We start from the raw sequence: 24,785 nt of genomic DNA on the forward strand, positions 1-24,785 counted from the left end.
ATGAAAAATACTGTACGAATAAGAAACGGATTATTCCTTTTGTTTATCATTTCGTTCGGACTTCTTGGATATAAAGCATATCTTGGATATGAAAAATTCACTGCCACGAAAAACGCAGAGCATTTTTATCTATCACAGCAATATGTAAAATCCGAAACCTTTTATGAAAATGCCATAACCAACCGTTCCATCCTATACAAAGAGAATCAAATCCAATCAACCTATACTATGCTTTTAAATAACAATAAAGAAGTTTCCGCTTTATTAGAAAAGGCAGAATCGCTATTCAGGAATGAAAATTATTCTGGACTTATCAAAACTTATAAAGACTACCTGAATCTAAAAGAAAAGAAACAAGATGATCCTATCTTTTTAGATTATGATCAGCACTTCAATGTACAAAATGAATTTGATACCCTCCTTTCAAATACTAGAGAGAACTTATATAAACAAATGGATGCAAATGTAAAAAATCAGTTATTTGAGGATGAACATTTCATTGCTCTTTTAGGAGCATTGCCAAATGAGGTTTATGGGAGTTCAGACAAAAAAGCAGAAGAACTAACGAGTCATTTTATCAAATATGATGAAAAGAAATATTCGTTATTAGAGGACAGACTCAGTTACAATCAGCTAAAGCAAACGATTAATCGCCAAGTTTCTTCCTATTATAAAATTGGCTTAGAGGCATTTTGGCTTAAAGAAACGCTCAAGTCTATAGAAAAGGCATATGAATTAAAAATGGCTGCTTTAGAGGAAGAACGCAAAAGGAAAGAGGAAGAATTAAATAAAGCAATGGAAGCGGAAAAAGCAAAAGACCCTGCCTTTCAAGAAGAAATAATGACCGTAGTCAATGAGTACGCGATCGGATGGATGTCTGCCTATAATCAATTGGATACTTCCTATTTTGTTCATATAACACCTGAACTATTGAATTTCTTTCATGATCGATTTGAGGAGATTAGGTCTAATCAAACAATTTTCAAAGGAGAACTTTTATACACTGAATATGACTTAGATAGTATTAAATATCGTATGGATGAAGGTGAAGAAAGTGTTGAGCTAAATGTTGTTTTAACAATGAATTCAGCTTCCTACACTGAAGGAGAACTTTACGAGATGACAGAAACCGCCAATCCTTGGCATTACAAGCTGATTAATACAAGTGAAGGCTGGAAACTAAGCGAACGCAAGGAACTTGTCCATTTCAATTACTCAAATACCAAAAAATATGAATTTACATATTAGAGACAGGGGGACAGATTTCTTGTCCAGAACAAAAAGTATAATAAATACGATTTTTTTTAAAAGGACAAAAACGAATGTCTAGGCTGCTCATATGATACATCAGGTCCGCAGAATATTTGAGAAAGGATGAAGCTTGGCATATGTATTATAATCCATCACCTTATTACCCTGTTTATATGCCCTATAGGGATTTAAAGAGCGAAACATTAAATGCCGTCACACCATTTGTTGATTATGGTTTAAAAGAAGCAGCATTTACGTCATATTCTCATGCAATGACTGAAGTAGCAGCCATCGCCTATTTGATTGGAAAAGGATATAATCCGCAAACAGCTTATCAAATGGTTGAATCATGGGAAGTGAATGAAAAGTTTTAATACATGCACTTTCATTCATAAGAATCAGATCGTCTAAATTTGGATTACTCTTCCAATGTCACAAGATACAATACTGATTAGGAGTACGAGGGGGTTCTCCTTCGTACTCCAACATACATATGGAACCGTGTTGGCGGTTCCATATGTCCATTTGTTTTTCTTTTACGACTGAGCGAGCCGTATGAGAAACTAACTAAACAATGAAAAGGAGCACGGAAACTCTTTGAGAAGTACTTCTTAGTTTATTTCACCCGAAGTCTTTGACCAACATAAATGGTATAGTTCGCATCAAGCCCGTTCCAATCTTTAATCTGTTGAACGGTACTTCCATATTTTTGAGCTAAAGAATATACTGTATCGCCTTGTACAACAATATGGTACACAGCTGTTGACTTCTTAGGAAGATTAAAGCTTTTCACGATCCCATTTACATGACCACGTGCAATGCTTTCGATAAAAGAGCTTGTCTTTAATTTAGCCGCATCATTCGCGTTATCGATAAACCCATTTTCCGTTAACACCGCTGGCATATTGGATTCACGAAGCATATGGAAATTCGCAGTCTTTTTGCTTCGGTCTGAGAAATTAACTAACTTCAAGACCTCAGTGTGAATATTATTCTGATAGGTTGTGGTCGGTGTTCCTACCCCTGGATAAATATAGTCCTCATATCCTGTTCCCCCGCCAGCATTAATATGAACAGACAATAAAAAATCTGCTGCCCAGGCATTCGCAGCATTCGTCCGTTCAGGTAAAGAAACCGTTTGATCACCTGTTCGGCTCATTCTGATTGATACGTTGTCATATTCATTTAAAAGAATATCTCTAATTCTTGTAGAAATCTGCAGTGTAATGTTCTTTTCCTGAAGACCATTTCCAACTGCACCTGAATCTGTTCCTCCATGACCTGGATCGATAAATATTTTTGCCATTATTAATCACCTCATATTTTTATTTGAAAGTTATAATCATAAAGCTTGTACACAATAAACCACTTACAAATATTTTTAATAAAGCTGTTTATTTAAGATTGTGGCGCTCTAGAATTTCTTTCTGAAGCTTTGCTTTCTTAGTTAACGCATACGTATTTTTATAAACAGCATATAAATTGATCCCTAAAGCAATAGCGGCAGAAATCAAAACGACAAAAGCATTAATACTGTCCTGCGTAAACCATTCAAACGAGATGCCAATCGTTCCAAAAAAGAAGAAAAGGGCTGTCAAAAAGCCCCCGATCAATGTAGCAATATCCTTTTTCATAATCATTTCGCCTCTTACAGATTAAAATTTATGGCTGCATAAAAAATAGCCACTGCTCCTCCAATCAGCCCAACAACAAATGCATTGGTGATTGCGCGCCGTAGCCATTTCGTATCCTCTTTTATATCCTTTAAATCCGACTGAATCTCACGAATATCCCGATCATGAATTAGTGTTTTATCCTGAAGCTGGCGAATATCCTGTTTCATGTCTTCGACGGAGGTTTTGAGTGTAACAATGTCTTTTTGGACTAGGTTTAGTTCGTTCATTTGTAGCCTCCTTTCGATATAAATAAAAAAGAATCCAAGATTGAACCCTATTGAACTAAATATTTCTTATTACTTCCTTATTCCCCCATCTAATAATACATTTATTCTCATTACACCACAAAATTTCATGGATACTATGCTCTCACCATGTAAAATTAAACACTTAACAAGTTGTTTAAAGGACATTTTACACACCAAATACTCTTCCAGCATCTTCTTCCTCTTTCAAAACAGTTGCATTCGTAACTTGATTGCCTAATACATCAATTATAGCACCACCAGAAGCTCTATAAGGAATTTCGGTATTATCTCTCATCGTTCCTTTCGGCATCCATACAAAGACAAAAGAATGAGCGTCAGCAGCAATTATCCAAGGTCTATAACTTGTAAAAGTAGCTTCCCCAACACGACCTCTTGATCTTGAAAAATAGAAAGCTGCATACGAAGATTCTTTTCCACTCAAATTACATGTCACATTATTAAAATCCACCATTTGGCAGTTTTCAACGTAACATCCTTCCCCCATACCAAATTCAAGAATATTAGAATTATATTTTTCAAAGTTTTCTACCCTTATTTTACACTGAAGGTTTTCAAATACAATATTTAAAGCATGAGCACTATTAAAATTAAAGACAAAATCACCACCGAATTTATTTTTTATTACTAACTCTCTATGAATCGGTGTCAAGCTCTCAGAAAGTTCTACACCTTCACCAATATTAAATGTACGTTTGCCACCAATTGTTATTGGTTTCCATTCCCTTAATGCCCTTCCTAAAGTAGCAAATGCTGTTGCCTCACTCTTACCATCATTATCATCATTACCTGTAGTTCTCACATAATAAGAAATGTCAGCAGCCTCTCTATCAATATCATCAAACTCAATACCAGCAATTTGCTGATCAATATAATCTTTAGCATTCAACTCCGCTTTGTTCGCCTTTGACTGTGCGCCTGTGGTAGTTTCGATCTGTGACCAATTTTGCCAAGCTTTTGTATCAGGATTCCATGTCCTTGTGTGAAGGATGTTATTATCCTTTGAAAATAATTGCCAACCATACTCTAATACTCTGTGTGTCGTAAGAGTACCCCACTGAAAAGGGAAGCCATTTTCCATTAAATCTGACTCCATGATCGTAATTCCCTCTGAAAAGTTAGATAATGGAGATATATTATTATTACTATTTTTTTCAATCTTATTAATTTGTGAAGTTGTAACATTATGCGGATTCGTTCTATCAGCACAATGAGTACCAATGAGCTGCTCTACAACCACCAACCCTTCATTATTCACTTCCCCCCTCTTAAGAGCTTCAACAATCCCCTGTTCAATCCGATTAAAGTCTCCCTCCGTTGGAGTATCATCATATTTCCAGTCTGTTTTCGGCTGAAATTTCATCTATTATGCCTCCTTTACAAATATAGTCTGTGAAAGAATCGTATCTGATGAGATTGGAACGTATACTTTGTTCGAAGTAACGACATTATCCAATTCATCTTTTAGTTCAATTTGTTGAATAGTTTCTACAGCGCCAAACGGTACCGTGTATCTCATCGAAAGCTCATTTGCTGCTAGTTTTTTTAGATCAAAATTAGGAACTTGATAGGTTCCATTTAATACGACCTTATTAATCTTCAGATCTGTGAAGATCGCCACTTCGCTTAAAAATTCCTGGGTAATCACTTAATGATCACCTCCTTTCCTCCTGCAGCAAATGGTGTGCTGCCGAGCTTCCATGTAGTTGAGAGCCTTGTCATTCTCGTAACTTGCCTCATGGAAATATGCTCTTTGAACAAAATCGTGTTGCTTAATGCGGTTTGCTGTTGATAGACCATGCATGCGGGCTTTACTGTCTTAATCGTGTGCTCAACCTCTTTAAAAACCTTCGCATCACCTATATCAGCTGCTATTGATAAAATGCTGGAAAGCCAATCGGCAGAGACTGCTGCTCGCCCTTCTCCTACTAAAAAGTTGAGCCTATCTTGAAGGAATCGTAGGGTAAAAGGTACTTTCGTTGATTGACGATTAATTATTCTTCTTTTTCGAAAGTCTAAGCTTTCCGTTTCTGGATCCGCTTGAATTTCAAGCAGTTTTTCACGACGTTTAATTGCGTATTCGTTAGCGGTCTGCACAAAACGATTACGAAAGACTTGTTCTATTTCCGCTTCAAGCATTTGAACCTCTTTATCAACAGTTATAGCAATTTCCATAAACTCAGGGATGTCATGAAAAATTGGCTGTAAATGGGGTAAATATACTTCAGCCATTTAAAATCACCTGGTCCAAGAAAGGAATTTTTTCGGCATTTAGTTCGACATTTACTGAAGAACCATTTATAGTCGTATTTGTTACATCCACAATATTAGGGATCGTTAAAACCCGCGCTTCAATTTGAGATAAACGGATAATCGTCTTAGCTTCATTCTTCCAATTTTTACGCAGAGATAGAAAATAATCCTTTAATATCGCTTCAATGTCACCTACTACTTGACCAATTGTTACACCATTCGCTAAGGTAATCGTTGACTCAATAGTTAAGAGAACTTTAGCCGCACCCGTAATCGTTACAAAATGGTTCATTGGCGCAAGACCGAGTCCTTGTCCCTGAACAGGGATTGGATCTACTTTTTCTTGTATTTCATGAATAAAATCTGGAGTGGGTTCATTAAATTCGCTTGTAAGAACACAGCATTTAACAGAACCTCCGCCTTGCCATGCCGGGAAAACCTTTGTACCTCCGATGCCATCTAACGTATTGAGCATCTTTTTATAATCTGCAACATTGCCTCCGAAAGGTTCCTCATTTACTTCTTCAAAGAATCGTTCGCGCAAAGCCTCATCTTCTTCTTCGTTTTCACCAGGGATCAGTACGTCGGCTAATTGTGCTTCAACTAGTCCAGCAATGTATTCAACTGGAAGCAGTACACCAAATTGTTCATTCCCTGCAGTCCCTGCTGTCTCACATTTCAAAATGAACTCACCTAAACCAAGCCTGCTTTCAACTAGATAATATAAATGACCAATTGAGAAGCGGCTATTAATTGGGACATCCATTGGAGCTTCATTCGCTCCAAAAAACTTTCCTACTCTTTTGGCAAAGGTAGCAAGGTTTTTATTTATCCCATGCTCACTTGTCCCTCTTGCTAAATATTCTCCATCCGCTGAATCAACAAATGATAGATTATTGTGTACATCTAAATCTGCATAAAATTCAGCAAGGATATAGGCAATTGGTGCAATGGCTGTATAAATCGGTGAGCTTTCACGTTTATCAAAATTGGCTGATACCCTGTTTAGCATGCGATCAAGTAAATATTCAGGTGTCATCTGTTCATACATTCTAATTCACCTCCGTAGCTTCCTGAAAGCTTCCATATTCAGTTTCGACAGTAAATGTTACTTGCACGTTATGTTCATTAAAAACAAATTGGAATTCTTCAATGCTAGTTATTCGATCATCTTGAAGAAGCGCTTCAGTTATACGTCGAGTTAGCTCTGATTTCACATATTTGGGGTTCTTCCCTATTAAATTTTCTAATTCAATACCGAAATGATCACTGTATATCATGTGCTTAAAGCGGTCTGTGTGTAAAATAATAAAGACTGCCTGCTTAATTGCAGCAAGCTGATCTGTCATGCCAGACATTCTTTTTTTCTGAAAATCAATCTTATACGTCAGGCTCGGCATCTTAAATAATTCAAGCTCTTCAATTAATTCAGACTGTGGGATTGTCATGTTCACACCACCTTATCAAGGACAACAAATTGCTGTCCGCCTTGCACTCGCAGCAGGAGCACCTTATCACCATTTTTTAAACCGGCTCTAATGATAAGCGGCTTAGAAGGCGGTGTCGTTTCTCCATTTGCAGATGAATGAGTATGCTCCTTCTCCTCATATCGGATCAGACTTTCTGTGAGTACTAAAAAATCCTCTGTGAGAGTGAATTTTTGCTCGACACTCACCTCAAGAGGATTCGATTTTATCACGGTTCCAAATAGAATATGAACAGGGTTTTGTGCGTGTATAGCTCCAACCCCTGCTTGTTTAATGATATTGATCATGCTCATTTTAAATTACCTTCAGATCCAGCGACATTGTATGATCTGCCCCTTCCCAACTGTGAGTACAATCATCAACTAAAAAATACTGGCGGATACCAAATTCACTTAGAATAATTGGAACAAAGCAACCAGCCCGTATCCGCAAGTCTCCAATCGCACTAATCTTTATTTTTCTATGTTCCCGATTTTTAAGAGTGACCAATTGATCTAATAGATTATTAATTTGAGCTTCATTCATTTTTTCATCTGCCTTATGAAGGAGTTGGAGACGGCCCCATTTTGCAATATTGCTGCTATCCTCTGCAATATACACGTCACGTTTTCCCGTCTCTTTATTATCTCGAATGATTTTAATGCGATTATACGTTTCATCATCGATTGACTTTTCATAACTATAATCATGCATTAAGCTTTCATCCCCAATAACAACGTCCACCTTCATGTTTTTAATATTTTTTAAAGTTAATGCACCAAAGTGATCATAAAAAATAAAATTTTGTGTTGTAGCGATTAATGTTAAATCAAGTGATTTACAAATAGTATCAAGAAGCTTTTTGTCATCCTCTATCAATGTTGGGATTTGGTGTTTTGTATCTTCAATTACACCAAGCTTTAATTTAAGATCATTCGCTATTTTTTTAATTACTTCGGTAGCTGTTACATTCTTACCTACATAGGTTTCATTTGTCATTAAATAGCGTATTTGATCATAGGCAGTGATCTTGACCTCTTCACTTTTTCCGCTTCCAATTTTAAAAATATAGCCGTAAAACACCGGTTGATTTCCATCCTTTAAGCGGATGACATCGCCATTATTACATTGGAATGCTTTATCTTGATTTGGCGAGCCTTTGATCATCGTCAGCTCCAAACTAGAAGCACGGCCAATCCTCGTCGTTTTCCAGGCAACATTTGAAACCATTTTCGTTATATCCCAGACATTCCCGTTTTTGTTATCTAATAAAATTTCCATTGCTACCACCTACTTTGGAGGCAATTTTACTTCCAGTCCTATAGGAAGCTTTCGCAGCTCTGACTCTTTAATATTATTTAGCTTTTGTATTTCCTTATAGCGGGAGCCACTGCCTAAAAATTTTTGTGCAATTTTCCATAAACTATCACCTTTAACTAGTTTATACGTTTTTGCCGGAGCCCGATTATCCGGGCGAGGAGATGCTTGCTTGTTTGCTGCAGCTTGATTGACAACTTTGACCTTTTGAGCTGCATAATGCACATATTTTTTCAAAGACAGCTTATATTCAATGTCTCCAACTGTACCGCCAGCTTCTTTCCACTCAAATGCTTCAATACTTGCAAGTGTATTAATAGAAAAAGTTGAACCCGTAAAGACGAAGCGAATCGGCTGCTTCGAAGCCATCCACTTCCGAATGTAATCCACATAGCTTTCTGGTTCAAGTGCTCTTTTTGCTATCACGAAAGGACTTTTCTGAGATGGAAAAACACCTTCAAATGTATATTCAGTCAGTGATGAATCTTTTAAAACATTAATTTCCCCTACCCCTGAAATATGATAGATTTTGTTACTATTTGCATCCTTGATTTCAATAGAAGAGGGATTCTCAGGCAACTGGAATCCCTCCGCTTCATTATTAAATGAAAGCCATATTTCATAATCAGTCATTACATATACACACCCTCAGCTGCAGCATAAAATTCTTGTTCCAGCTTTTGTTCGATCCTCGCAACAATTGTATTAATGTCTGCTTCTTCCCGAACACTAATCCCTTCCACTTTCACGCTCGGTTGTAGCGACACGAAATTCTGGATCGACTTCATTTCTGCGAGCTCTCTCATCGTTTTTATATCTTCACTGGAAATATCTACAGTATCATTGATTTTCCCTACTTCTCCAACTTTATCGATGTTAGGTAATTGATTGCCGCCATTGTTCATATTTGTGAAGCCGTTACTGCCATTATTCATATTAGTGAAATTATTGCCACCTGGCATACCCGGTTTATCTTTAAAAAAGTTTTTACCTGCAAAACTTTCAAGTTCATCAGATTTCCCAAGGTTTTTAACGAAATCACTGCCAGTTTTGTAGCCTTTTTGAAATGATTCAGGAACTGACTTCAAATCCATACGTGGGATATTAACGATATTTTTATCACTTTTAGGCTCTTCTAGATTATTAACAAAGTTTTTAAGTTTGTCAGATAGTCTAGTACTAGCACCGCTTTCAATCTTTTTGACCTCTTGAATATCAACACCTGGAATTTTGTTCAAAGCCCTAATAAGAGCATTAATTCCCCCTATTGCTAAATTTGCACCATTTACAAAAGCTTTTCCCAAAATATCAGCTACCATATCAAACGAACCTGCTAACGCGGAAAGATTATTCACAGCCATTTTGACGAGATCATAAAAGAGCTTCTTAACTGCATAAACAGGGTCGTTAAATAAATTTATTATAAATTCCGCTAGCATCGCAAAAAAGTTCCAAATAATTGCGATACTATTGTAAATTGTTGCAAAAAGAGAGGTAAAAACCCCTGCAACGAAACCAACAATTTGATCTGCTGTAACGCCAAATTGATGAATAATAAAAACTAACAGACCCACCGCAGCAACGATTAATAATATTGGCCAATTAGCAGCAAGCCATGCCATGGCTTGTGCAAAAATTGGCGGCACCATCCCCCAAAGTTTGGCAATAATTGATGGGATTAGCGTTGCTCCCCAAGTCAAAAGCATAGCTGAAATCTCCGGCAAATAGGTTAAAACAAAGTTTAAAACTCTCCCAATAACATCTGTTAAGAATACGAAGCCTCTTACAACAAGATCAATCCCCATCGCTAAACCATTGAAAAACTGCTCACCATTTGCAGAACTTAACCAAGCTATAAAACCCTTCATCTGTTCTGTTATTAAGCTTAGTGGTCCTCCAACCTGATTGAGATTCCCAATAAATTCAACGATTTTATTTTTCACAATGTTTGTTGCCCCTTCAAAAGATAAAGGCATATGTTTGAACATACCATCTATTACATTGCTTTGATTTTCAAAAGCCTTTACGATCATGTCTGCTGTCAGCTTTCCTTCTTCGCCCAAATTCTGCAGCTCATTTTCAGAAATACTTAGTCCCGCTGATAATACATCCATAATAGCAGGTGCCGCTTTACTCATTTCTCTGAATCCAATATCTTGCATTTTTCCATTTCCAAGTGCCTGAATCATCAGCTGACTAACATTATCCTTAGTCCCTTTGTCTACTCCACCTATATCAAGCGTTTTGTTAAAACTTTCGGTAAAAGACAGCATATCATCATTATTCTTAAAAACACCTTTTGTAGCTGATCCAAGCGCAGAAATAAATCCTGCAGTCGACTCATAGCTAGTAGCAGTACGATTTGCAACATCGAAAACTTGCTGCTGTAACTGAGACTGCGTTCTTAAACCATCATTTATAAAAGATAAACGTGTATTAGTGGCTGTAATACCGTCCGCAAATGCCATTGTGGCATCGACAGTTGCATAAACTTTTTCTGCCGTCCCTAATATTTTGTTAAATCCATTTATAACCTTACCTAATCCGCCACTGATAGAACCACTATCATTTCCTGCATCATTCTGGTTAGGGGGATTACTTTGGGAGTTGAGCAGAGAAGCTTCAGCTGCTGCAATTCTTTGCAATGTTCCTACTAGCTGATTGGTGAACCGATTTATTGAGCGATTCAATTCTACGATGGCAAAATTAGTCTGCTTCATATTTTGATTCATATTTTGTAATGAGTTTGAAAAACTGCTCATTATATTATTAATTGACGTCTTCCCCACCACCTTTTCAAAAGCAGAAAAGCACCCTACTTGAGTGCTTTCCATTTACCTTATCTTTTATTTCGAGACATCATCCGTGCTTTTGCTTCTTCCTTTCTATCTTGTTCAATACGATAATCAATCATCGCATAGATGACTGCTTTTTCTCGTAGACTCATATTCATAAGTTCATGTGGAAGAATGCGGAGCTTATGGAGGGCATAGTATGCATAATTTGCATCTGCATCGCCCTCCTTGATTAGTTTTTTGCGTATTGAATCATTTCATTGACATCAAATCCGTTTGCTTCTTGTACCTTTTGGCAAAGCCTTGAATACTCACCTGATAAAAGCATTTCTTTAAGTAAATCCTCAGCTCCCATAACACCATAAGACTTTTGAAGATCAGGATCCTTTAAGTTAGGAAAAACAACACTTTCGGTAACAAGCTTGGCAGCGTAGGATTCTCCCTCAATATTCCCTTTTTTATCACGCGGCGTATTTTTTCTAATTAATTCATTCTCTTTTTCACTCATCGATCGAATTTCCCATGGGATCAGTTTACCGTTTTCATCAATAAATCTCTCAGAAATAATTACATCTAGCTGTTTATTAAACTTAACATTTTGTGAAAAAAATGCCTGCAGTTTACTCATCCTCTTTTTCCCCCTTAATTTGTTGGCGCTGCAAAACTCTCCAAAATATCCACATCATCAAAAGTGAAATTAGTTTCTTCTTCAAGAAATTCACTTTCTGTATCAACCTTTGCCATAATCACATTGTCTAAGTTGACATTTTTTAAGACAACGGTTTGTCTTCCGATGCTTGACGTTGGATCTTCATTCACAATTTGAATGTCAAAGTATACATCTTTCCCGGTTTTAATATAATCAAGCATCAGCTGGCGGAATCGTGTCGTCACATAGTAAATAGTCATACTTCCTGTGCCATTCCATCCAGTCGCTTTATGCTGCGTTCCTCTTCGGCCAAGAGCTTTCATTTCTGATTTTTGCTTTTCAACGGTTGCCTCTAGCGTTTTAACATAGAACATTTCTTCCACATTGCCATTTATGGTTGCGTAAGCTCTTCCTTCCTGTCCAGAAATTGCATCTCTTGCTTGTAAAAATGCCATGTTACTTCACCTGTACTTTCATATAAATTTTCTCAATCGAGTCTACTGGCTGTACATTTACTTCAACGTAAACACTGTCCGAATCGCTGCCCGCTTGGATTGTGACATCCTTTTGCGCATCAAAATTTTGAATGGCATTAAGATTTTGCAGCATCAATAAATAGTTGTTCAATTCATTCCTTAGAAGGTTGCGTCCATCAGCATTATTGTCTACTTTTCCAATGTAGAATTTTTCAAAGATCCGTTTAATATCTTGATTAATCCCGTCAAGTACACGAATGACACGATTCTTTGAAAAATGTTTTCCCTTCTTCGGCGAAAAGCTTTTAAGCGTATTAATATCCTGCTCGACCATCGCAAGGCCATTGCTTTGAACAAATACAAACTCCCCATTCTTTAAAGCAGCTTCAATTTGCGAATTTGTGTATCGAGGCTCAGCATCTACTGCATCATCATAAGCTTGGTAGGTTAGAGATTCATTGACATCAGCCGCTGCAGTTGCACCTGCCACCCATGCTACTGCCTGGTTAGCGGATAGCGCAGTTCCATCGGATAGAATCACTCCATTTTTCACACTGATGACGCCTTCCCCGTCAGCTATTGGATAATTTTCAACAACTAGCTGGACCCTAACCCCTTCATCGCTACGTAAGCGATTAACAAATGAGCTATATAGTGATTTCAGCATTGTATCGGCTGCTGTTAATCCAATCGTGTTAAATTCAAAAACCTCAATGGCACTTAAATAATCTAAATGATCCTGATTCGTGGCAGTGCCGTCTGATCCATTTGCCAAAGAAATCCCTGCCGTTTCGGTCAGGACCCCAGTACCGCTAAAACTTACCCAATCATTGGAAAGCAACTGCTCGATTGACTCTACAGTTTGTAAATCCATTTCAGCACCCTCAACAAGTGTTTGGACATCATATTTAGTCGCATCATCGATATTTTTCTGAACTGAAATCGAGATATCGTTTCCTCTAACCCCGCTATATTTTGCTGAAATCGTTAGGGAATCTGCAGTTGCTGTCGCCTTTGTTCCTTTATTTAATCGATAAAGAAGCACTTTACTTGCTCGTTTCAATGCCTCACGAACAAATAATAGCTCTGGATCTGTGATGCTATACCCTAGCTTCGCTCTAACATTTTCACCTGCTTCAATCTCAAACACTTCTTTTTCCACACCCCAGCTAAGAGGAAGCGCAAATGTAACAATTCCTCTCTCACCAAGTGAACCTAATGGTTTTGGTTCGCTTTCAAAATTGATGTATACACCCGGTCTTACTTTATTCATCGCTGTATAAGTACCTCCAGCCATTATTTAGCCTCCTTCTTTAAAAAAACGCTGATTAGTTTATCAGCTTGTTCCGCCGTATATTTTTCATCATCCTTAAGTACTGTTTGAAGTAAATCTCTTTTATCGGCGTAGCTATCCGAATTTAGAAACTGCTCTTTTGAAAAGCCTGCCTTATTCTTTGATTTAATCATGGACAAATTCCTCCTGTTCAAGCTTCTGCATCTTAACTTGAATGCTTTTTTCTTTTACAACATAAAAATCGTAATCAATAAAAAAGTGAAAAATACCTTCAATGATTTCGTGCCTCATACTTAGCGCATGGATCAAACTGCCACTTACTTCGATATACTCTAAATACCGATACAGCTGTTCAGCAATTACATCTACTTCATCCATTGTGCTCGCTGAACCTGGCAAATAGGTGATATCAAAGGAATGGCTGCGCTTATATCGCCGATTGATTTCCCTTATTTGTTTAGTTGAAAGCAGCTTAACAAAAAAACAAGGCCCCTCAACGCCTTGTTTTTGCTCTTCATATATAGTTATTGAAGAAAAATAAGTCTTTAAAGTGGCAATTACTGCTTTTCGCATATCATTTATGGTGATCATTCACTCCCTCCTCTCTGTATATCAATCAACTCAAAAATTTATAAGTTGATTTTTAAAGATTTTTTCATTATTTAATCACCTCCCTTCAAGTAAGCTCGTTAACACTAGCCACTGCGACTATCTTGTTCTTTAACGCCGACAATACTAAAACGGCAAACAAAAAAGCACCTACTCATTTTATTTAGTAAGTGCTCTTTACAAACAATTTTTTATTAAATTTTAATATGGAAGATAATTGCTTTATCTCCTTGCCCTCATTTTACACTGCTGATTTCCTCTGTTTCAACTCATGCATAAAGTGGCTGGTTTGGCAGATTTGGTTACTTATTATTACTGAGAATATTCCCCATAAAAAAGCACTTACTTTTATCATAAATAAGTGCCTCAATCTTTTCCCTATTAGTCACTTTTTGCTTAACAACAATCTAAAGCTTTTTAATAAGTAAGATACTTGCTTCATCTCCTTGACCTCATTTTACACTCATGATTTCTTCCATTTCAACTCATGCGTAAAGTGGCAGGTTTGGCAGATATGGGTGGTCATTTCTTCTAACTTTACTTAAGCTCGATTCCAAAATAAAAAGCACTTCTTTTAAATAAGCAAGTGCTTAATTCTGCATTAGACAATTCTTTTTTTCCTTTTCTTCAAAAAACGGGTTTATCTTTATTTATGTGACCTTTTTTTCCTTTTTATTCAAAAAAAGGGTCTTATTTTCTTTTTACGTGACCATATTTTCCTTTTTTTTCAATAAACAGGGCCTATTTTCTTTTTACGTGACCACATTTTCCTTTTCTTCAAAAAACGGGTTTTATCTTCTTTTTACGCGACCACATTTTCCTTTTTACCCCAAAAATAGGTTCCATTTTCTTTATGCTTTACCATATTTCCTTTTATTTAAAAAGTTCTATTTCTAAATATAGCGTCACTCGTGATTACCCTGCCGCCTTGATCTAATTTTACACTGTACATTTATCATCCTTCAACTCATGCAAAAAGTGGCAATTCTGGTGGATATGGCCGATCAATTCGTTCTTTAAAGTTCGTATTTTTTCTCTCGAAAGTCCTAAATGGGCTGCAATCGCTCGATAGCTCATGCCTTCCATCATGCAATCCATCAGTGTAAGTTCTTGATCATCTGCTAAATGAAGCTCTGCAATCTTTTCAATCGCAAATACTTTTTTTCTATACATGTTTAATCGTTTATATAATCGTTTCTCCCTTACATCTAATGCTGCTAGTTCTGCTTCACTCTTTAGTAAACTCCCTTTTGGCAAGGATGCTTCTACTCCATATTGTGTGACCCCGATACTTTTTATAGGTACAGAAAATCCAAAAACAATTTTTTCTAATCGGCTCACCTCTTTACGTAACCAATGATAATCATAAATCAGTTTTTCGATTTCATTACAATTCATTTATATACCCTCCTATTGATAATTTATTTATCCAATTACACAAAAAAATATCAAAATAGATTGACCAGATAATTTAATATTCTTATAATAAAAAAAGATAATAAAATTATCATTTTGGTAATAATCGGATAATAAAATGACATTTTTTCCAAATTTTATATCTTTTTAGTAGATAATCAAATTATATTGGATAAAAATATTATCTGTCAATCGAAAAATGGATAAAATATTTTTCACTCGGGGTGAGACCATGATGACTCTTGGACAAAGTCTGAAAAGCCTTCGCAATAAAAAAGGGCTTAGTCAATATGAAGTTGCAGACAAATTGGGGATAAAAAGGGGGCGTTATAATTCTTGGGAAAATGATATAGCAAAACCACGGTTTGACATGCTAGATAAGATTTGCGAGTTTTTCAAAATTCCTATGAATGAATTGATTGGGCAATCTGAAGATAAAATGTATGTTTCTTCAAACCTATCGCCTCTTTCTGAAAAAGACGAAAAAGATATTGCTAAACGAATGGAAAAAATAAAAAATGATCTAACTAGTGAAGACGGGTTAAGTTTCAATGGAGAGCCTATGAGTCCTGAAGCAATCGAATCACTGTTAGAGGCAATGGAATATGCTGTTCGCCAAACACAACGGATTAATAAAAAATACGTTCCTCATAAATATAGAAAAGAGAATGAGTAGGGATGCGAGGCGATATCATTGGGATGGATCAAAACCATAGTGAATGAAATGAAGACAAAGCACAAAACTTCTGACCCCTTCGAGCTTGCATCTTTAAAGAAGATACACATCATTCCATGGGACTTACATGAGGAAATTTTGGGCTTTTATAAATATGATAAAAGGAATAAATATATTTTTATAAACAACAATTTAGACAATGAGATGCAGAAATATATATGTGCACATGAATTAGGGCACGCAATCCTGCATCCAAGGGTAAACACTCCTTTCTTGAGAAAAAACACACTTTTCTCATTAGATAAGATAGAGGTTGAGGCAGATATCTTTGCTGTTGAAATATTAATACCAGACGAGCTTTTATATGAAAATATGAACAATACCACTACTATTTATGAGGCTTCTGCTGCTTACGGCGTACCTTCAGAGATTATTCATTTGAAAAAGTATTAAATACAACTATTAGTAAAAAATTTCTCATCTTTTGATAAAAAAGATGGATCGTTTGTTTATCAAGGTCATTTAGCATTTGCAAAAATAAGGGTTTGTTTTAGGCAATAAAAAAATACCTTACGACTTTTTCGTATGGTATTTTTTATTAATGGTTAATGTTTATTTGTTGTCTGTTCCTTCTTATTCCTTAATGCTTCAGGAATATAGACACAGAAAGGTTCACTTTCTAAATAATCACCCGTTACTGCATATGCTCTGGAACGGGAACCGCCACAGACAAAGCGATACTCACAAACTCCGCACTTGCCTTTATAGTTATTCGGATCACGTAATTCTTTGAAGATGCTGGATTCACGGTAAATTTCTTTTAATGGTGTTTCTTTAATATTTCCGGCTTTAATTGGAAGCAATCCGCTTGGGTATACATCACCTATATGTGAAACGAAGGCAAAGCCATTTCCATCATTCACACCCCGTGGCGCACGTTTTAATCCATCCACCATAAATGCCATGTCTTTTGTAATCGTATCTTCATAGCGAATATTTCCTTTACTTAAAGCCTTTTCACGTACCTTTTCTTGCAGAACGACTCGGCGGTAATGCTGTGAAGCAGTTGTTTTAATATCATAAGGAGATGTTTTGCTTAAGTCATACAGCCAGCGGAATACCTTTTCATGCTCAGCTGGTGTAATGCAATCCTTCATTTGTCCTCTGCCAGTTGGAACAAGAGTGAATACATACCACACAACTGCCTTCAGTTCCTTCACCAGCTCTGCCATTTCTTCAAGATGATCATAATTATACCTGTTTATCACTGTATTAATTTGATGTGACATATTTAGTTCATTCAAATAATGAATCTTTTCAACAGTTAAATCAAATGAACCTGGAGTTCCACGGAAAAAATCATGAATCTCTGGTGTTGGCCCATCTAGGCTAAATCCCCATCTGGATAATCCCGCCTCTTTAGCCATGATCATTTTTTCCTTCGTCACATTAGGAGTAGCACTTGGAGTCATCGAAACTCGCATGCCTTTTTTCACTGCATAGTCTGCAAGCTGATAAAGATCCTCCCTCATCATACAATCCCCGCCTGTAAACACTAGCATTGGATTATTCATTTCGTAAATTTGATCAATTAGATTTATTCCTTCTTCATATGATAACTCATCAGGATGGGGAGTTGTTTGTGCCTCAGCCCGGCAATGTACGCATTTCAGCTGACACGCTCTTGTCGTTTCCCAAATTACGATAAAGGGATTTTCATTGTAGTCAATTATTGGATGCATTTTTTATCACCATACTTTACTTATAGTAAATACCTATACAGGTACTATAATGCATCCTTATTGGACTTTTAATAGAGTTCACCAATTCTACTTACATACCTATTTATGCTGAAAATAATACAAATCTGACATTACAGCTATGCAGGATTAAGAAAAGGGATTCACGATTCATTCACATTTTTTCATAGTATTAAAAGTCACTAAGAATTTTTATCTCTCCATTGCTTGTTAACCAAGATTACAATTGACAGCTTTTTAAATCCATCCATTATTTTTCGCCTTCTCAATCGCCTGCTGTCTTGTCGTAACCTCTAGCTTTTGAATAGCAGAAGATAAATAATTTCTAACCGTTCCATCTGTTAGAAACAAAGTACTAACAATTTCTCTTGTTGTCATCCCTTCCTTTGCGAGACGGAGCACATCCATTTCCCGCTCTGTTAATGGATTCACCTCTTTTAAAAATAAGGCTGCCGCTAAGTCTGTACTAAGAACACGTTCACCCCTTTTTACGCTTCGAATCGCTTCAATTAGGAAATCGATTGGTTCATCCTTTAATAAATAGCCATCCACTTGCGCATCAATTGCTTTTTGTAAATAGCCAGGGCGAGCGAATGTCGTAACAATTATGACTCTTGTCATATTTTTCACTTGCTTTAGTTTCTCAGCAATTTCAAGACCTGACATTGAAGGCATCTCAATATCTAATAAACACACATCGGGCTGATATTTCATAATCGCATCCCATGCTGCCAAGCCATCAGCTGCTTCTGCTACAACTTCAATATCATCCTCCAGCTTTAATAATGAAGTTAATGCCCCACGAAGCATTTTCTGATCTTCTGCAATCACAACTCTAATCACTTAACCTTCTCCTTCCATTCACATGAATTGGTACCCTTAATGTGATTACACTGCCTCCATGAGGATTCGAGTGGATTTCAACCTCGCCTTGAAGCATTTCGATCCTCTCTTTCATTGACTGAATTCCATTTCCTTTTCCTTCCCTTATTTGACCATTTCCGTCATCCATTACTTGAAAGCAGTATTCTCCATTCTTTTCAAACTGAGTAAATGTGCAGCGCTTTGCATTACTATGCTTGACAATATTCGTAATCGCTTCTCTTATAGAAAGTGCCAGCATTGTTTCCGCAACATTCGATAATAGCGGCAGCTTCTCTTGTTTGTTATGAATCATAGCAATGCCTGCAGTTTGTAAGACCTTTTGTGTTTGTCCAATTTCTTCTTCAATCGAGACAAACTTCATTTCTGAAACAAGTTCCCGAACTTGCTTTAACGCCAAACGGGATGTATTTAAAATATCATCTAACTCCTGCTTTGCCTTGTCTGCATCTTTTTCAATTAACCTCTTCGTTAGCTCGCTTTTCAGTTTTATCATCGTTAATGTTTGCCCAAGCGTATCATGTAAATCCCTGGCAATTCTCTGCCTCTCCTTCTCTAAAATAAGCTGAGCATTTGCCGTATCAAGTTCCTCTTGAAGAACATTTGCCTTTGTACTTATAAAAATAACTAACGGCAAAAGCATCTGTACAATCATAAAGGGGAAATGCAGCGTCTTGATCATTGCAAATAGGCTATCTGCTGTTAATAAACCGAATAAAATATACATCACTGCAATGCCAATGATCCCGATTCCAAGATCTAGCTTACGTTCTGCTCTTCCAAGCAAATCAGCAAAAATAAATCCGAAAAGCAGCATCCATTTATCCACATAAACAGCTAAAAGCATAAGAATGAGGCAGCCTGCAAAACTGGCTGCAGACAGCCTCCAATCCTTATGCCACAAGCAGATATAAAAGCATAGTAAATACAAAATGACTAATAAAAACTGCCCTGGATAACCAATTGCACCATTCGTAATGCTAACTTTATAAATTAATACCACTATTGCAATCATATCAATAAGCAAATATTTTTGGATCTGATCATGAGGATAAAGTTTTTTAAGCATTACGATACACTCCTTATCTTTATTTCGTTCCTACTAATCTTGAAGTATATCTTCTCGCCGCTTCCATAGGTCCAAACTTATAATGCTGCAGCCATGCATTTGCAAAAACAACTTGAAGTGAGCTAATAAACAGCCAAATAAGAACAATCTCTATGGAATTTACCTTTCCGCCTAGCCCAATGCCCCAGCCATAAAAAATAATGGAAGCAATGATATTTTGCATAACATAGCAGCTAAGCGACATCTTTCCAACGCTTTCAAGCTTGCTCCAAAGCCAAAAAGATTGGGTTCTTTCTACTATTTTAGCAATAAACGCTAAATAACCTAAAGATAATATCGGTGCAAATAGATAACGCACCGGAAAATCAAAGACACCCCCTGGCACAAAGATGAGCAAATTTAGCGGAACGCCTGCATATATGCCTAATTTAAATAATTTCCCCCTCTGTTTCTTGCCATTTTCATCTGAAGAAAAAACGCCAGATCTCATTAAACGAACACCAAGCAAGAAGAGAAATATATTCATAGGAATAACGAAAATGACCTCTGAACGTAAAATTACAAAATTTAATAAACGATATTGAATTTGCTCTATCCAGCTGCCATTTTGATAGAGGGATACGATTTCTTTCATATCTCCAAATGATACATTTGACGCTGAGAACCCGAGAATGATTCCTTGCACTAAAAGCAGCAGCATGAAACTGCCATGAAGTCCTCCAATAATTTTCATCGCTCTAGCAATCACCCGATCCCCCCCCTTTACAATAAAGGAAACAATGATCGCCGTTACCCCATAGCTCATTAAGATATCGTATTCCATAACAAGCGTGAAATGAACAAAGCCCTCTATCATTAAGATAAAGGAAGTCCATATATATACTCCTGGCCAAGCATTTCCTTTTCTTAAAGCCTGCTGATATTTTAACTCAAGGCCTACGCCAAACATAATGGTTAGTAAACCAAGCAGCTTTCCATTAACCAAAAATAAAACAAAAACTCTGATAAAATCTTGAACAGACTCCCACCATGCAGAATGATCATATGTGAAAATATAAGACAAGTCCCCTAAGCAGGCAAATATCCATATATTTGTCCCTAATGTCCCCAGCACGGCAAACCCTCTTAAAATATCAAGTAAGCGAATTCGTTTATTGTTTATATTCATCCATTTCCATTTCCTTTCCTGATTTGATAAGTTTATTTTATCTGTGCAAATAAGCAATCAATATTCACACTTATCAGGAGTTTTTTATGACAGGTGTCATAAAAAAAAATGGACATGCTTAGGGGAGCAAATCCATTTAGATTTAAAGCCTTTATATAAAACTTAATAAATTAAGAAAATCCGAGATCTCAATAAAGAGACTCAGATCCCTGGTGCATTTAAAAGTCCACTTGGACATCCCCATCATTAGAAACAATATCTAGCCTATGTTCAGAATTTGCCTTATGCGATGCCTTTCCTTCAAAATTATTATCATTAATTGAAATATCTCCAAATTGATTGCGGATCGTATAGCTTAACTCAGATTCTTTATTAGAAAGCTTTAGATCGATGTCGCCAAAGCTTGAATGTATGCTAGAATTTCCCAGAAGCTTTCCTTGAATGTCAATATCTCCATCATTGCTCTTTATAGTGAGCTCTTGACTTAAAAATTCTTTAAAGGTAATATCACCAAATTTGTTAGTAAAAACAGTTGAAGCAGCTTCTAGACCATTAAATTCTGCATCGCCATCATTCATTTCCACGTGTAATTTTGCTGTTTTCACTTTGCTTCCTGTAATATCTCCAAATCCATTTTCTATTGTTAATTCATTGGATTGCAAATCCTTGATTACAATATCCCCATCGTTTGCATAAATGTCCATTTTATCCACTGCCATTTCAACTAAGCGAATATCTCCAAATTTGTTCACTAATGAAATATTAGAGAATTTGGTGTCCCTTGGAACGTAAATTTTAATGATCGGCTTTGGAATGTTTTTGAAAGATAAATTCATTAAAAATATTGAGTCAGACTTTTGATTTTCTCCTGTTAGTACGAATGTGTCATTCTCTACTTCATGCTTAACCTCTGTCCATTTTAATCTTTCAATTTCGAGTTTGTATTCATTTGATGGAATAATCTCTATATCAGCATCCGCCAAATTAATATTTATTTTTGTAAATGAAGGTAAAGAAAACTCCTCCTCTATCCGATCCTCTGTTTTTATTACCTTTACCCCATCCTTCGTATTTACAATAGAAAGATTTGCCCCAGATAATAAGCCAGCTACTCCAAAAATAATTCCGATAACAATCATGGTGCTTGCAATTAGCGTCATTGTTTTTTTAGAGGTTTTCATTTTTCAAACCCTCCTTACGTTTGTACGTAATTTTATCGAGTAGCCTTTTCAGCCATTTGGCTAATGAATTGCTCATATTCTTTGTTACTAATATAAGCGGCGGATATAGAAGGATCCCAATCCCAGAGGCTGTTAATCCAATGCCAATAAAGAAAAGGGAGGTTTGCCAATGCTGTGCGATTACAGCAAATCCCGCTACAATACTAAAAATCCCTCCTAAGGCTAATGAAAAAGTTAGAAGAAAAAATGTTAATAAAAAGGTTCCGCAAATAAGAACGAGAGTAAATATGAGAATGATCACAAACAGCAGCAATGGTAAAGCAATCGGCGAAGCGAGAATAGCTAGAATGATGAACCATACAGCTGAGAGCCCTTTTTTAGCTGTGCTTGATTCATTGTCCAACCCTTTTAAAGCGTATTCCGCTAAAATTTGCGTGGACACATGTGATGGTGAGCCTAGTTTAGCTATTACCTCAGCGGTATTTTCTTCACCCGCTTCTTCAAAATATTCATTATAGAAATCTAAGGCTGCGTTTATTTCTTCATTCGGCAATTTTTTAAGCTTTTGCCGCAGCACTATTAAATACTCTTCCCTACTCATAATGTATTCCCCCTAATAGGACTGAATCAATTTTTTGCTTATAATCTACCCACTCCTCAAGCAGCTCCTCATATTTAGAGCGGCCGCTTGGAGTAATTCGATAATACCGCCGGTTTCTGCCTTGAAAAGGCTGATCATAAGTGGTTAAAAACTCCCCTTTTTGGAGTCTGCGAAGGACTGGGTATAATGTCGATTCTGAAATATCCATTACCTCGCGAACGTGCTGTGTAAGAGAATACCCATATGCATCTTCCTTCGCTAATATGGCAAGGACACAAGCATCAAGCAAAGAGGATCCTAGCTGAAATGACATCACTGTACACCTCCATGTATTATACATTAGCTCATATTATATATCGTATAGTATTGGTGTCAAAGATATTATATGTCGTATAATATGTTATGTCAACGTATATTATTGAAAAATTTTCCATTTTATTAGAAAATTATTCAAAACACAATAAAAAGGAGAACACAATCCTTTAATCGTGTCCTCCTGTTATTTCACTTATATTCAGCTTTCTAATATTTAAGAGCAATATTTTTAACCTGTGTATAGTTTCGTATAGCTTCTAATCCCTTTTCTCTTCCAAACCCGCTCTTTTTATACCCGCCAAATGGCTGGGCAATGCCTCCCCCAGCACCATAATGGTTAATGAAGACTTGACCGCATTGAAGCTCGTTTGCTACACGATGGGCACGGCCTACATTTTCAGTCCATACGCCTGCAACCAGTCCATATGGCGTGCCATTCGCTATTTCAATCGCCTCTTCTTCCGTTTCAAATGTGGTAACTGTTAAAACAGGACCAAAAATTTCTTCTTGTGCAAGGTGATGGGCTGGCGGAATATGATCTAGTATGGTTGGCTGCATGTAGTATCCAGATTCACACCCTTTTATCGTTGCACGCTTCCCGCCAGTTACAATGGTGATTCCATCTTCCCTAGCAAGCTCAATAAAACCTTGAATCCGTTCAAATTGTTTTTTGGATAACACCGGTCCTAAATCATGGTTGTCCATTCCTGGTCCAATCGATAGACTTTCCATTTTCGCTGCTAATTTTCGGACAAAATCATTCTTAATTGTTTTTTCAATTACTAAACGTGATCCCGCTGAGCAGGTCTGTCCGGCATTTTGGACAATCGAGCGCATCACCCATTCCAATGCGTTTTCCTCATTGCAATCGGCAAACACAATATTTGGGGACTTTCCTCCAAGTTCAAGTGTTACAGGAACAATGTTTTGAGCCGCAGACTCCATCACTCTTTTTCCTGTCTCCACTGAACCGGTAAACGTTATATGGTGGATCCCTGGGTGTGATGAAAGTGCCGCACCTGCTTCATGGCCATAACCTGTTATGACATTAATAATCCCTTTTGGAAGTCCGATCGGTTCAATAATTTCAACAAGTTTTAAGGTTGTTAATGGTGTATCCTCAGCAGGCTTAAGTACTGCTGCGTTTCCTGTCGCAATCGAAATGGCAATGCTCCTTGCTGCGATTTGCAGCGGGTAATTCCATGGAATAATATGTCCGACAATACCAAGCGGTTCACGGACCGTATAATCAATAATTCCTGCTTCAACTGGAATCGTTTCTCCTAATATTTTGTCAGCTGCGCCCGCATAGAACTCAAAATAACGAGCAGCAATTTCTACATCCATTTCTGATTGCGCATATGGTTTTCCTACATCCATCGTTTCTAATCTAGCAAACTCATCTTTATTATTACGGATTAATTCAGCAATCTGATAGAGAAGTTTCCCCCGTTTATACGGCTGGAGTGATTTCCATTCTGCTGAAGAAAAAGCCGCTTGTGCTTTTTTAACAGCCATATCAATTTCCTCCTTATTCCCTCTTGGAACAAAGGCAATCGTTGACCCATCTGCAGGATTCCTCACTTCTATTAATTTCGCGTCATCTGGCACAACCCATTCTCCGCCAATAAAACAGCCAAGCACATTCACATCTGCAGCGTTCAC

At 36.9% G+C, this 24,785-nt stretch carries 30 protein-coding genes; 4 read left to right on the plus strand and 26 right to left on the minus strand.

The genetic code is table 11. From position 1 onward, the window contains the following. Both ASU02_RS02425 and ASU02_RS02430 read left to right on the plus strand, forming a co-directional pair. Positions 1 to 1,248 carry a hypothetical protein gene (locus tag ASU02_RS02425; RefSeq protein WP_057760619.1) on the plus strand — a complete coding sequence of 416 codons (1,248 nt, stop codon included), beginning with the start codon at positions 1 to 3 and terminating at the stop codon, positions 1,246 to 1,248. Between the two features lie 140 nt (positions 1,249 to 1,388). Next, positions 1,389 to 1,625 carry a hypothetical protein gene (locus tag ASU02_RS02430; protein ID WP_082631670.1) on the plus strand — a complete coding sequence of 79 codons (237 nt, stop codon included), beginning with the start codon at positions 1,389 to 1,391 and terminating at the stop codon, positions 1,623 to 1,625. A gap of 242 nt (positions 1,626 to 1,867) precedes the next feature. Here ASU02_RS02430 and ASU02_RS02435 read toward each other — a convergent pair whose 3' ends face one another. The 18 genes from ASU02_RS02435 to ASU02_RS02515 all read right to left on the minus strand — a co-directional run bounded on the left by ASU02_RS02435 (position 1,868) and on the right by ASU02_RS02515 (position 15,450). After that, a complete protein-coding gene (locus ASU02_RS02435; RefSeq protein ID WP_057760623.1) occupies positions 1,868 to 2,557 on the minus strand; it encodes an N-acetylmuramoyl-L-alanine amidase family protein in 690 nt (229 codons plus the stop codon). A gap of 88 nt (positions 2,558 to 2,645) precedes the next feature. Then, complete coding sequence (locus tag ASU02_RS02440; protein WP_157684474.1) at positions 2,646 to 2,885, minus strand: phage holin; 240 nt, start codon at positions 2,883 to 2,885, stop codon at positions 2,646 to 2,648. A 14-nt stretch (positions 2,886 to 2,899) separates the two neighbouring features. Further along, positions 2,900 to 3,154, minus strand: a complete 255-nt coding sequence (locus tag ASU02_RS02445) for a hemolysin XhlA family protein (protein WP_057760625.1) — start codon at positions 3,152 to 3,154, stop codon at positions 2,900 to 2,902. Positions 3,155 to 3,341: 187 nt separating this feature from the next. Further along, positions 3,342 to 4,556 (minus strand): hypothetical protein, encoded by a 1,215-nt coding sequence (locus ASU02_RS02450; protein WP_057760626.1) that lies wholly within the window; start codon positions 4,554 to 4,556, stop codon positions 3,342 to 3,344. Between the two features lie 3 nt (positions 4,557 to 4,559). Further along, positions 4,560 to 4,841: a hypothetical protein gene (locus tag ASU02_RS02455; protein WP_057760628.1), complete on the minus strand. Its 282-nt coding sequence runs from the start codon at positions 4,839 to 4,841 to the stop codon at positions 4,560 to 4,562. Continuing rightward, positions 4,838 to 5,425, minus strand: coding sequence for a putative phage tail protein (locus ASU02_RS02460; protein WP_057760630.1), 588 nt, complete (start codon positions 5,423 to 5,425; stop codon positions 4,838 to 4,840). Before ASU02_RS02460 ends, ASU02_RS02455 begins: the two co-directional genes overlap by 4 nt. Further along, positions 5,418 to 6,497, minus strand: a complete 1,080-nt coding sequence (locus ASU02_RS02465) for a baseplate J/gp47 family protein (protein WP_057760631.1) — start codon at positions 6,495 to 6,497, stop codon at positions 5,418 to 5,420. Before ASU02_RS02465 ends, ASU02_RS02460 begins: the two co-directional genes overlap by 8 nt. Before the next feature lies 1 nt (position 6,498). After that, complete coding sequence (locus ASU02_RS02470) at positions 6,499 to 6,894, minus strand: DUF2634 domain-containing protein (RefSeq protein ID WP_057760633.1); 396 nt, start codon at positions 6,892 to 6,894, stop codon at positions 6,499 to 6,501. Positions 6,895 to 6,896: 2 nt separating this feature from the next. Further along, a complete protein-coding gene (locus ASU02_RS02475; RefSeq protein WP_057760635.1) occupies positions 6,897 to 7,226 on the minus strand; it encodes a DUF2577 domain-containing protein in 330 nt (109 codons plus the stop codon). A gap of 1 nt (position 7,227) precedes the next feature. After that, positions 7,228 to 8,193 (minus strand): XkdQ/YqbQ family protein, encoded by a 966-nt coding sequence (locus ASU02_RS02480; RefSeq protein ID WP_057760637.1) that lies wholly within the window; start codon positions 8,191 to 8,193, stop codon positions 7,228 to 7,230. A 9-nt stretch (positions 8,194 to 8,202) separates the two neighbouring features. After that, a complete protein-coding gene (locus ASU02_RS02485; protein WP_057760639.1) occupies positions 8,203 to 8,862 on the minus strand; it encodes a LysM peptidoglycan-binding domain-containing protein in 660 nt (219 codons plus the stop codon). Then, the gene (locus ASU02_RS02490) at positions 8,862 to 11,063 is read right to left on the minus strand and encodes a tape measure protein (protein ID WP_082631671.1); all 2,202 of its coding nucleotides are present in this window, start codon (positions 11,061 to 11,063) and stop codon (positions 8,862 to 8,864) included. Before ASU02_RS02490 ends, ASU02_RS02485 begins: the two co-directional genes overlap by 1 nt. Positions 11,064 to 11,256: 193 nt before the next feature. Beyond that, positions 11,257 to 11,652, minus strand: coding sequence for a phage tail assembly chaperone (locus ASU02_RS02495; protein WP_057760644.1), 396 nt, complete (start codon positions 11,650 to 11,652; stop codon positions 11,257 to 11,259). A gap of 14 nt (positions 11,653 to 11,666) precedes the next feature. Next, positions 11,667 to 12,128 (minus strand): phage tail tube protein, encoded by a 462-nt coding sequence (locus tag ASU02_RS02500; RefSeq protein ID WP_057760646.1) that lies wholly within the window; start codon positions 12,126 to 12,128, stop codon positions 11,667 to 11,669. Between the two features lies 1 nt (position 12,129). Continuing rightward, a complete protein-coding gene (locus ASU02_RS02505) occupies positions 12,130 to 13,446 on the minus strand; it encodes a phage tail sheath family protein (RefSeq protein ID WP_057760648.1) in 1,317 nt (438 codons plus the stop codon). Further along, positions 13,446 to 13,616 (minus strand): hypothetical protein, encoded by a 171-nt coding sequence (locus tag ASU02_RS26610; protein ID WP_198317396.1) that lies wholly within the window; start codon positions 13,614 to 13,616, stop codon positions 13,446 to 13,448. The genes ASU02_RS02505 and ASU02_RS26610 overlap by 1 nt, the downstream gene beginning before the upstream one ends. Further along, entirely contained in the window at positions 13,609 to 14,034 is a 426-nt protein-coding gene (locus ASU02_RS02510) for a phage tail terminator family protein (protein WP_057760650.1), read from the minus strand. Before ASU02_RS02510 ends, ASU02_RS26610 begins: the two co-directional genes overlap by 8 nt. A gap of 957 nt (positions 14,035 to 14,991) precedes the next feature. Then, a complete protein-coding gene (locus ASU02_RS02515) occupies positions 14,992 to 15,450 on the minus strand; it encodes a helix-turn-helix domain-containing protein (protein WP_057760652.1) in 459 nt (152 codons plus the stop codon). Between the two features lie 253 nt (positions 15,451 to 15,703). On the opposite strand from ASU02_RS02515, the gene ASU02_RS02520 reads away from it, so the two are divergent. Next, the gene (locus ASU02_RS02520; protein ID WP_057760653.1) at positions 15,704 to 16,144 is read left to right on the plus strand and encodes a helix-turn-helix domain-containing protein; all 441 of its coding nucleotides are present in this window, start codon (positions 15,704 to 15,706) and stop codon (positions 16,142 to 16,144) included. Between the two features lie 48 nt (positions 16,145 to 16,192). Continuing rightward, the gene (locus ASU02_RS02525) at positions 16,193 to 16,597 is read left to right on the plus strand and encodes an ImmA/IrrE family metallo-endopeptidase (RefSeq protein WP_057761102.1); all 405 of its coding nucleotides are present in this window, start codon (positions 16,193 to 16,195) and stop codon (positions 16,595 to 16,597) included. A gap of 152 nt (positions 16,598 to 16,749) precedes the next feature. On the opposite strand, the gene ASU02_RS02530 is transcribed toward ASU02_RS02525, so the two are convergent. From ASU02_RS02530 to ASU02_RS02565, 8 genes are all read right to left on the minus strand, one after another. After that, the gene (locus ASU02_RS02530; RefSeq protein WP_057760655.1) at positions 16,750 to 17,886 is read right to left on the minus strand and encodes a TIGR04053 family radical SAM/SPASM domain-containing protein; all 1,137 of its coding nucleotides are present in this window, start codon (positions 17,884 to 17,886) and stop codon (positions 16,750 to 16,752) included. Between the two features lie 255 nt (positions 17,887 to 18,141). Then, the gene (locus ASU02_RS02535) at positions 18,142 to 18,747 is read right to left on the minus strand and encodes a response regulator transcription factor (RefSeq protein WP_057760657.1); all 606 of its coding nucleotides are present in this window, start codon (positions 18,745 to 18,747) and stop codon (positions 18,142 to 18,144) included. Then, complete coding sequence (locus tag ASU02_RS02540) at positions 18,740 to 19,855, minus strand: sensor histidine kinase (RefSeq protein WP_057760659.1); 1,116 nt, start codon at positions 19,853 to 19,855, stop codon at positions 18,740 to 18,742. Before ASU02_RS02540 ends, ASU02_RS02535 begins: the two co-directional genes overlap by 8 nt. A gap of 19 nt (positions 19,856 to 19,874) precedes the next feature. Continuing rightward, positions 19,875 to 21,023: a DUF418 domain-containing protein gene (locus ASU02_RS02545; RefSeq protein ID WP_057760661.1), complete on the minus strand. Its 1,149-nt coding sequence runs from the start codon at positions 21,021 to 21,023 to the stop codon at positions 19,875 to 19,877. A 218-nt stretch (positions 21,024 to 21,241) separates the two neighbouring features. After that, positions 21,242 to 22,204: a DUF4097 family beta strand repeat-containing protein gene (locus ASU02_RS02550; RefSeq protein WP_057760663.1), complete on the minus strand. Its 963-nt coding sequence runs from the start codon at positions 22,202 to 22,204 to the stop codon at positions 21,242 to 21,244. Beyond that, positions 22,191 to 22,805, minus strand: a complete 615-nt coding sequence (locus tag ASU02_RS02555; RefSeq protein WP_057760665.1) for a DUF1700 domain-containing protein — start codon at positions 22,803 to 22,805, stop codon at positions 22,191 to 22,193. Before ASU02_RS02555 ends, ASU02_RS02550 begins: the two co-directional genes overlap by 14 nt. Then, on the minus strand, positions 22,798 to 23,118 hold the full coding sequence (locus ASU02_RS02560) for a PadR family transcriptional regulator (protein ID WP_057760667.1): 321 nt from the start codon (positions 23,116 to 23,118) through the stop codon (positions 22,798 to 22,800). Before ASU02_RS02560 ends, ASU02_RS02555 begins: the two co-directional genes overlap by 8 nt. Positions 23,119 to 23,327: 209 nt before the next feature. Beyond that, positions 23,328 to 24,785 (minus strand): aldehyde dehydrogenase family protein, encoded by a 1,458-nt coding sequence (locus ASU02_RS02565; RefSeq protein WP_232426132.1) that lies wholly within the window; start codon positions 24,783 to 24,785, stop codon positions 23,328 to 23,330.

Source organism: Cytobacillus praedii, assembly GCF_001439605.1.
GTDB lineage: Bacteria > Bacillota > Bacilli > Bacillales > Cytobacillaceae > Cytobacillus > Cytobacillus praedii.

Coding starts and splice junctions, on each gene's coding strand:
- ASU02_RS02440 (WP_157684474.1), bottom strand. CDS start 2,885: ATGAAAAAGGATATTGCTACATTGATCGGGGGCTTTTTGACAGCCCTT.
- ASU02_RS02530 (WP_057760655.1), bottom strand. CDS start 17,886: ATGCATCCAATAATTGACTACAATGAAAATCCCTTTATCGTAATTTGG.
- ASU02_RS02555 (WP_057760665.1), bottom strand. CDS start 22,805: ATGAGTAGGGAAGAGTATTTAATAGTGCTGCGGCAAAAGCTTAAAAAA.
- ASU02_RS02495 (WP_057760644.1), bottom strand. CDS start 11,652: ATGAGTAAACTGCAGGCATTTTTTTCACAAAATGTTAAGTTTAATAAA.
- ASU02_RS02550 (WP_057760663.1), bottom strand. CDS start 22,204: ATGAAAACCTCTAAAAAAACAATGACGCTAATTGCAAGCACCATGATT.
- ASU02_RS02445 (WP_057760625.1), bottom strand. CDS start 3,154: ATGAACGAACTAAACCTAGTCCAAAAAGACATTGTTACACTCAAAACC.
- ASU02_RS02505 (WP_057760648.1), bottom strand. CDS start 13,446: ATGGCTGGAGGTACTTATACAGCGATGAATAAAGTAAGACCGGGTGTA.
- ASU02_RS02515 (WP_057760652.1), bottom strand. CDS start 15,450: ATGAATTGTAATGAAATCGAAAAACTGATTTATGATTATCATTGGTTA.
- ASU02_RS02480 (WP_057760637.1), bottom strand. CDS start 8,193: ATGGAAATTTTATTAGATAACAAAAACGGGAATGTCTGGGATATAACG.
- ASU02_RS02470 (WP_057760633.1), bottom strand. CDS start 6,894: ATGACAATCCCACAGTCTGAATTAATTGAAGAGCTTGAATTATTTAAG.
- ASU02_RS02560 (WP_057760667.1), bottom strand. CDS start 23,118: ATGTCATTTCAGCTAGGATCCTCTTTGCTTGATGCTTGTGTCCTTGCC.
- ASU02_RS02490 (WP_082631671.1), bottom strand. CDS start 11,063: ATGGAAAGCACTCAAGTAGGGTGCTTTTCTGCTTTTGAAAAGGTGGTG.
- ASU02_RS02540 (WP_057760659.1), bottom strand. CDS start 19,855: ATGCTTAAAAAACTTTATCCTCATGATCAGATCCAAAAATATTTGCTT.
- ASU02_RS02425 (WP_057760619.1), top strand. CDS start 1: ATGAAAAATACTGTACGAATAAGAAACGGATTATTCCTTTTGTTTATC.
- ASU02_RS02475 (WP_057760635.1), bottom strand. CDS start 7,226: ATGAGCATGATCAATATCATTAAACAAGCAGGGGTTGGAGCTATACAC.
- ASU02_RS02435 (WP_057760623.1), bottom strand. CDS start 2,557: ATGGCAAAAATATTTATCGATCCAGGTCATGGAGGAACAGATTCAGGT.
- ASU02_RS02450 (WP_057760626.1), bottom strand. CDS start 4,556: ATGAAATTTCAGCCGAAAACAGACTGGAAATATGATGATACTCCAACG.
- ASU02_RS02525 (WP_057761102.1), top strand. CDS start 16,193: ATGAAGACAAAGCACAAAACTTCTGACCCCTTCGAGCTTGCATCTTTA.
- ASU02_RS02430 (WP_082631670.1), top strand. CDS start 1,389: ATGTATTATAATCCATCACCTTATTACCCTGTTTATATGCCCTATAGG.
- ASU02_RS02485 (WP_057760639.1), bottom strand. CDS start 8,862: ATGACTGATTATGAAATATGGCTTTCATTTAATAATGAAGCGGAGGGA.
- ASU02_RS02520 (WP_057760653.1), top strand. CDS start 15,704: ATGACTCTTGGACAAAGTCTGAAAAGCCTTCGCAATAAAAAAGGGCTT.
- ASU02_RS02500 (WP_057760646.1), bottom strand. CDS start 12,128: ATGGCATTTTTACAAGCAAGAGATGCAATTTCTGGACAGGAAGGAAGA.
- ASU02_RS02545 (WP_057760661.1), bottom strand. CDS start 21,023: ATGAATATAAACAATAAACGAATTCGCTTACTTGATATTTTAAGAGGG.
- ASU02_RS02465 (WP_057760631.1), bottom strand. CDS start 6,497: ATGTATGAACAGATGACACCTGAATATTTACTTGATCGCATGCTAAAC.
- ASU02_RS26610 (WP_198317396.1), bottom strand. CDS start 13,616: ATGATTAAATCAAAGAATAAGGCAGGCTTTTCAAAAGAGCAGTTTCTA.
- ASU02_RS02510 (WP_057760650.1), bottom strand. CDS start 14,034: ATGATCACCATAAATGATATGCGAAAAGCAGTAATTGCCACTTTAAAG.
- ASU02_RS02460 (WP_057760630.1), bottom strand. CDS start 5,425: ATGGCTGAAGTATATTTACCCCATTTACAGCCAATTTTTCATGACATC.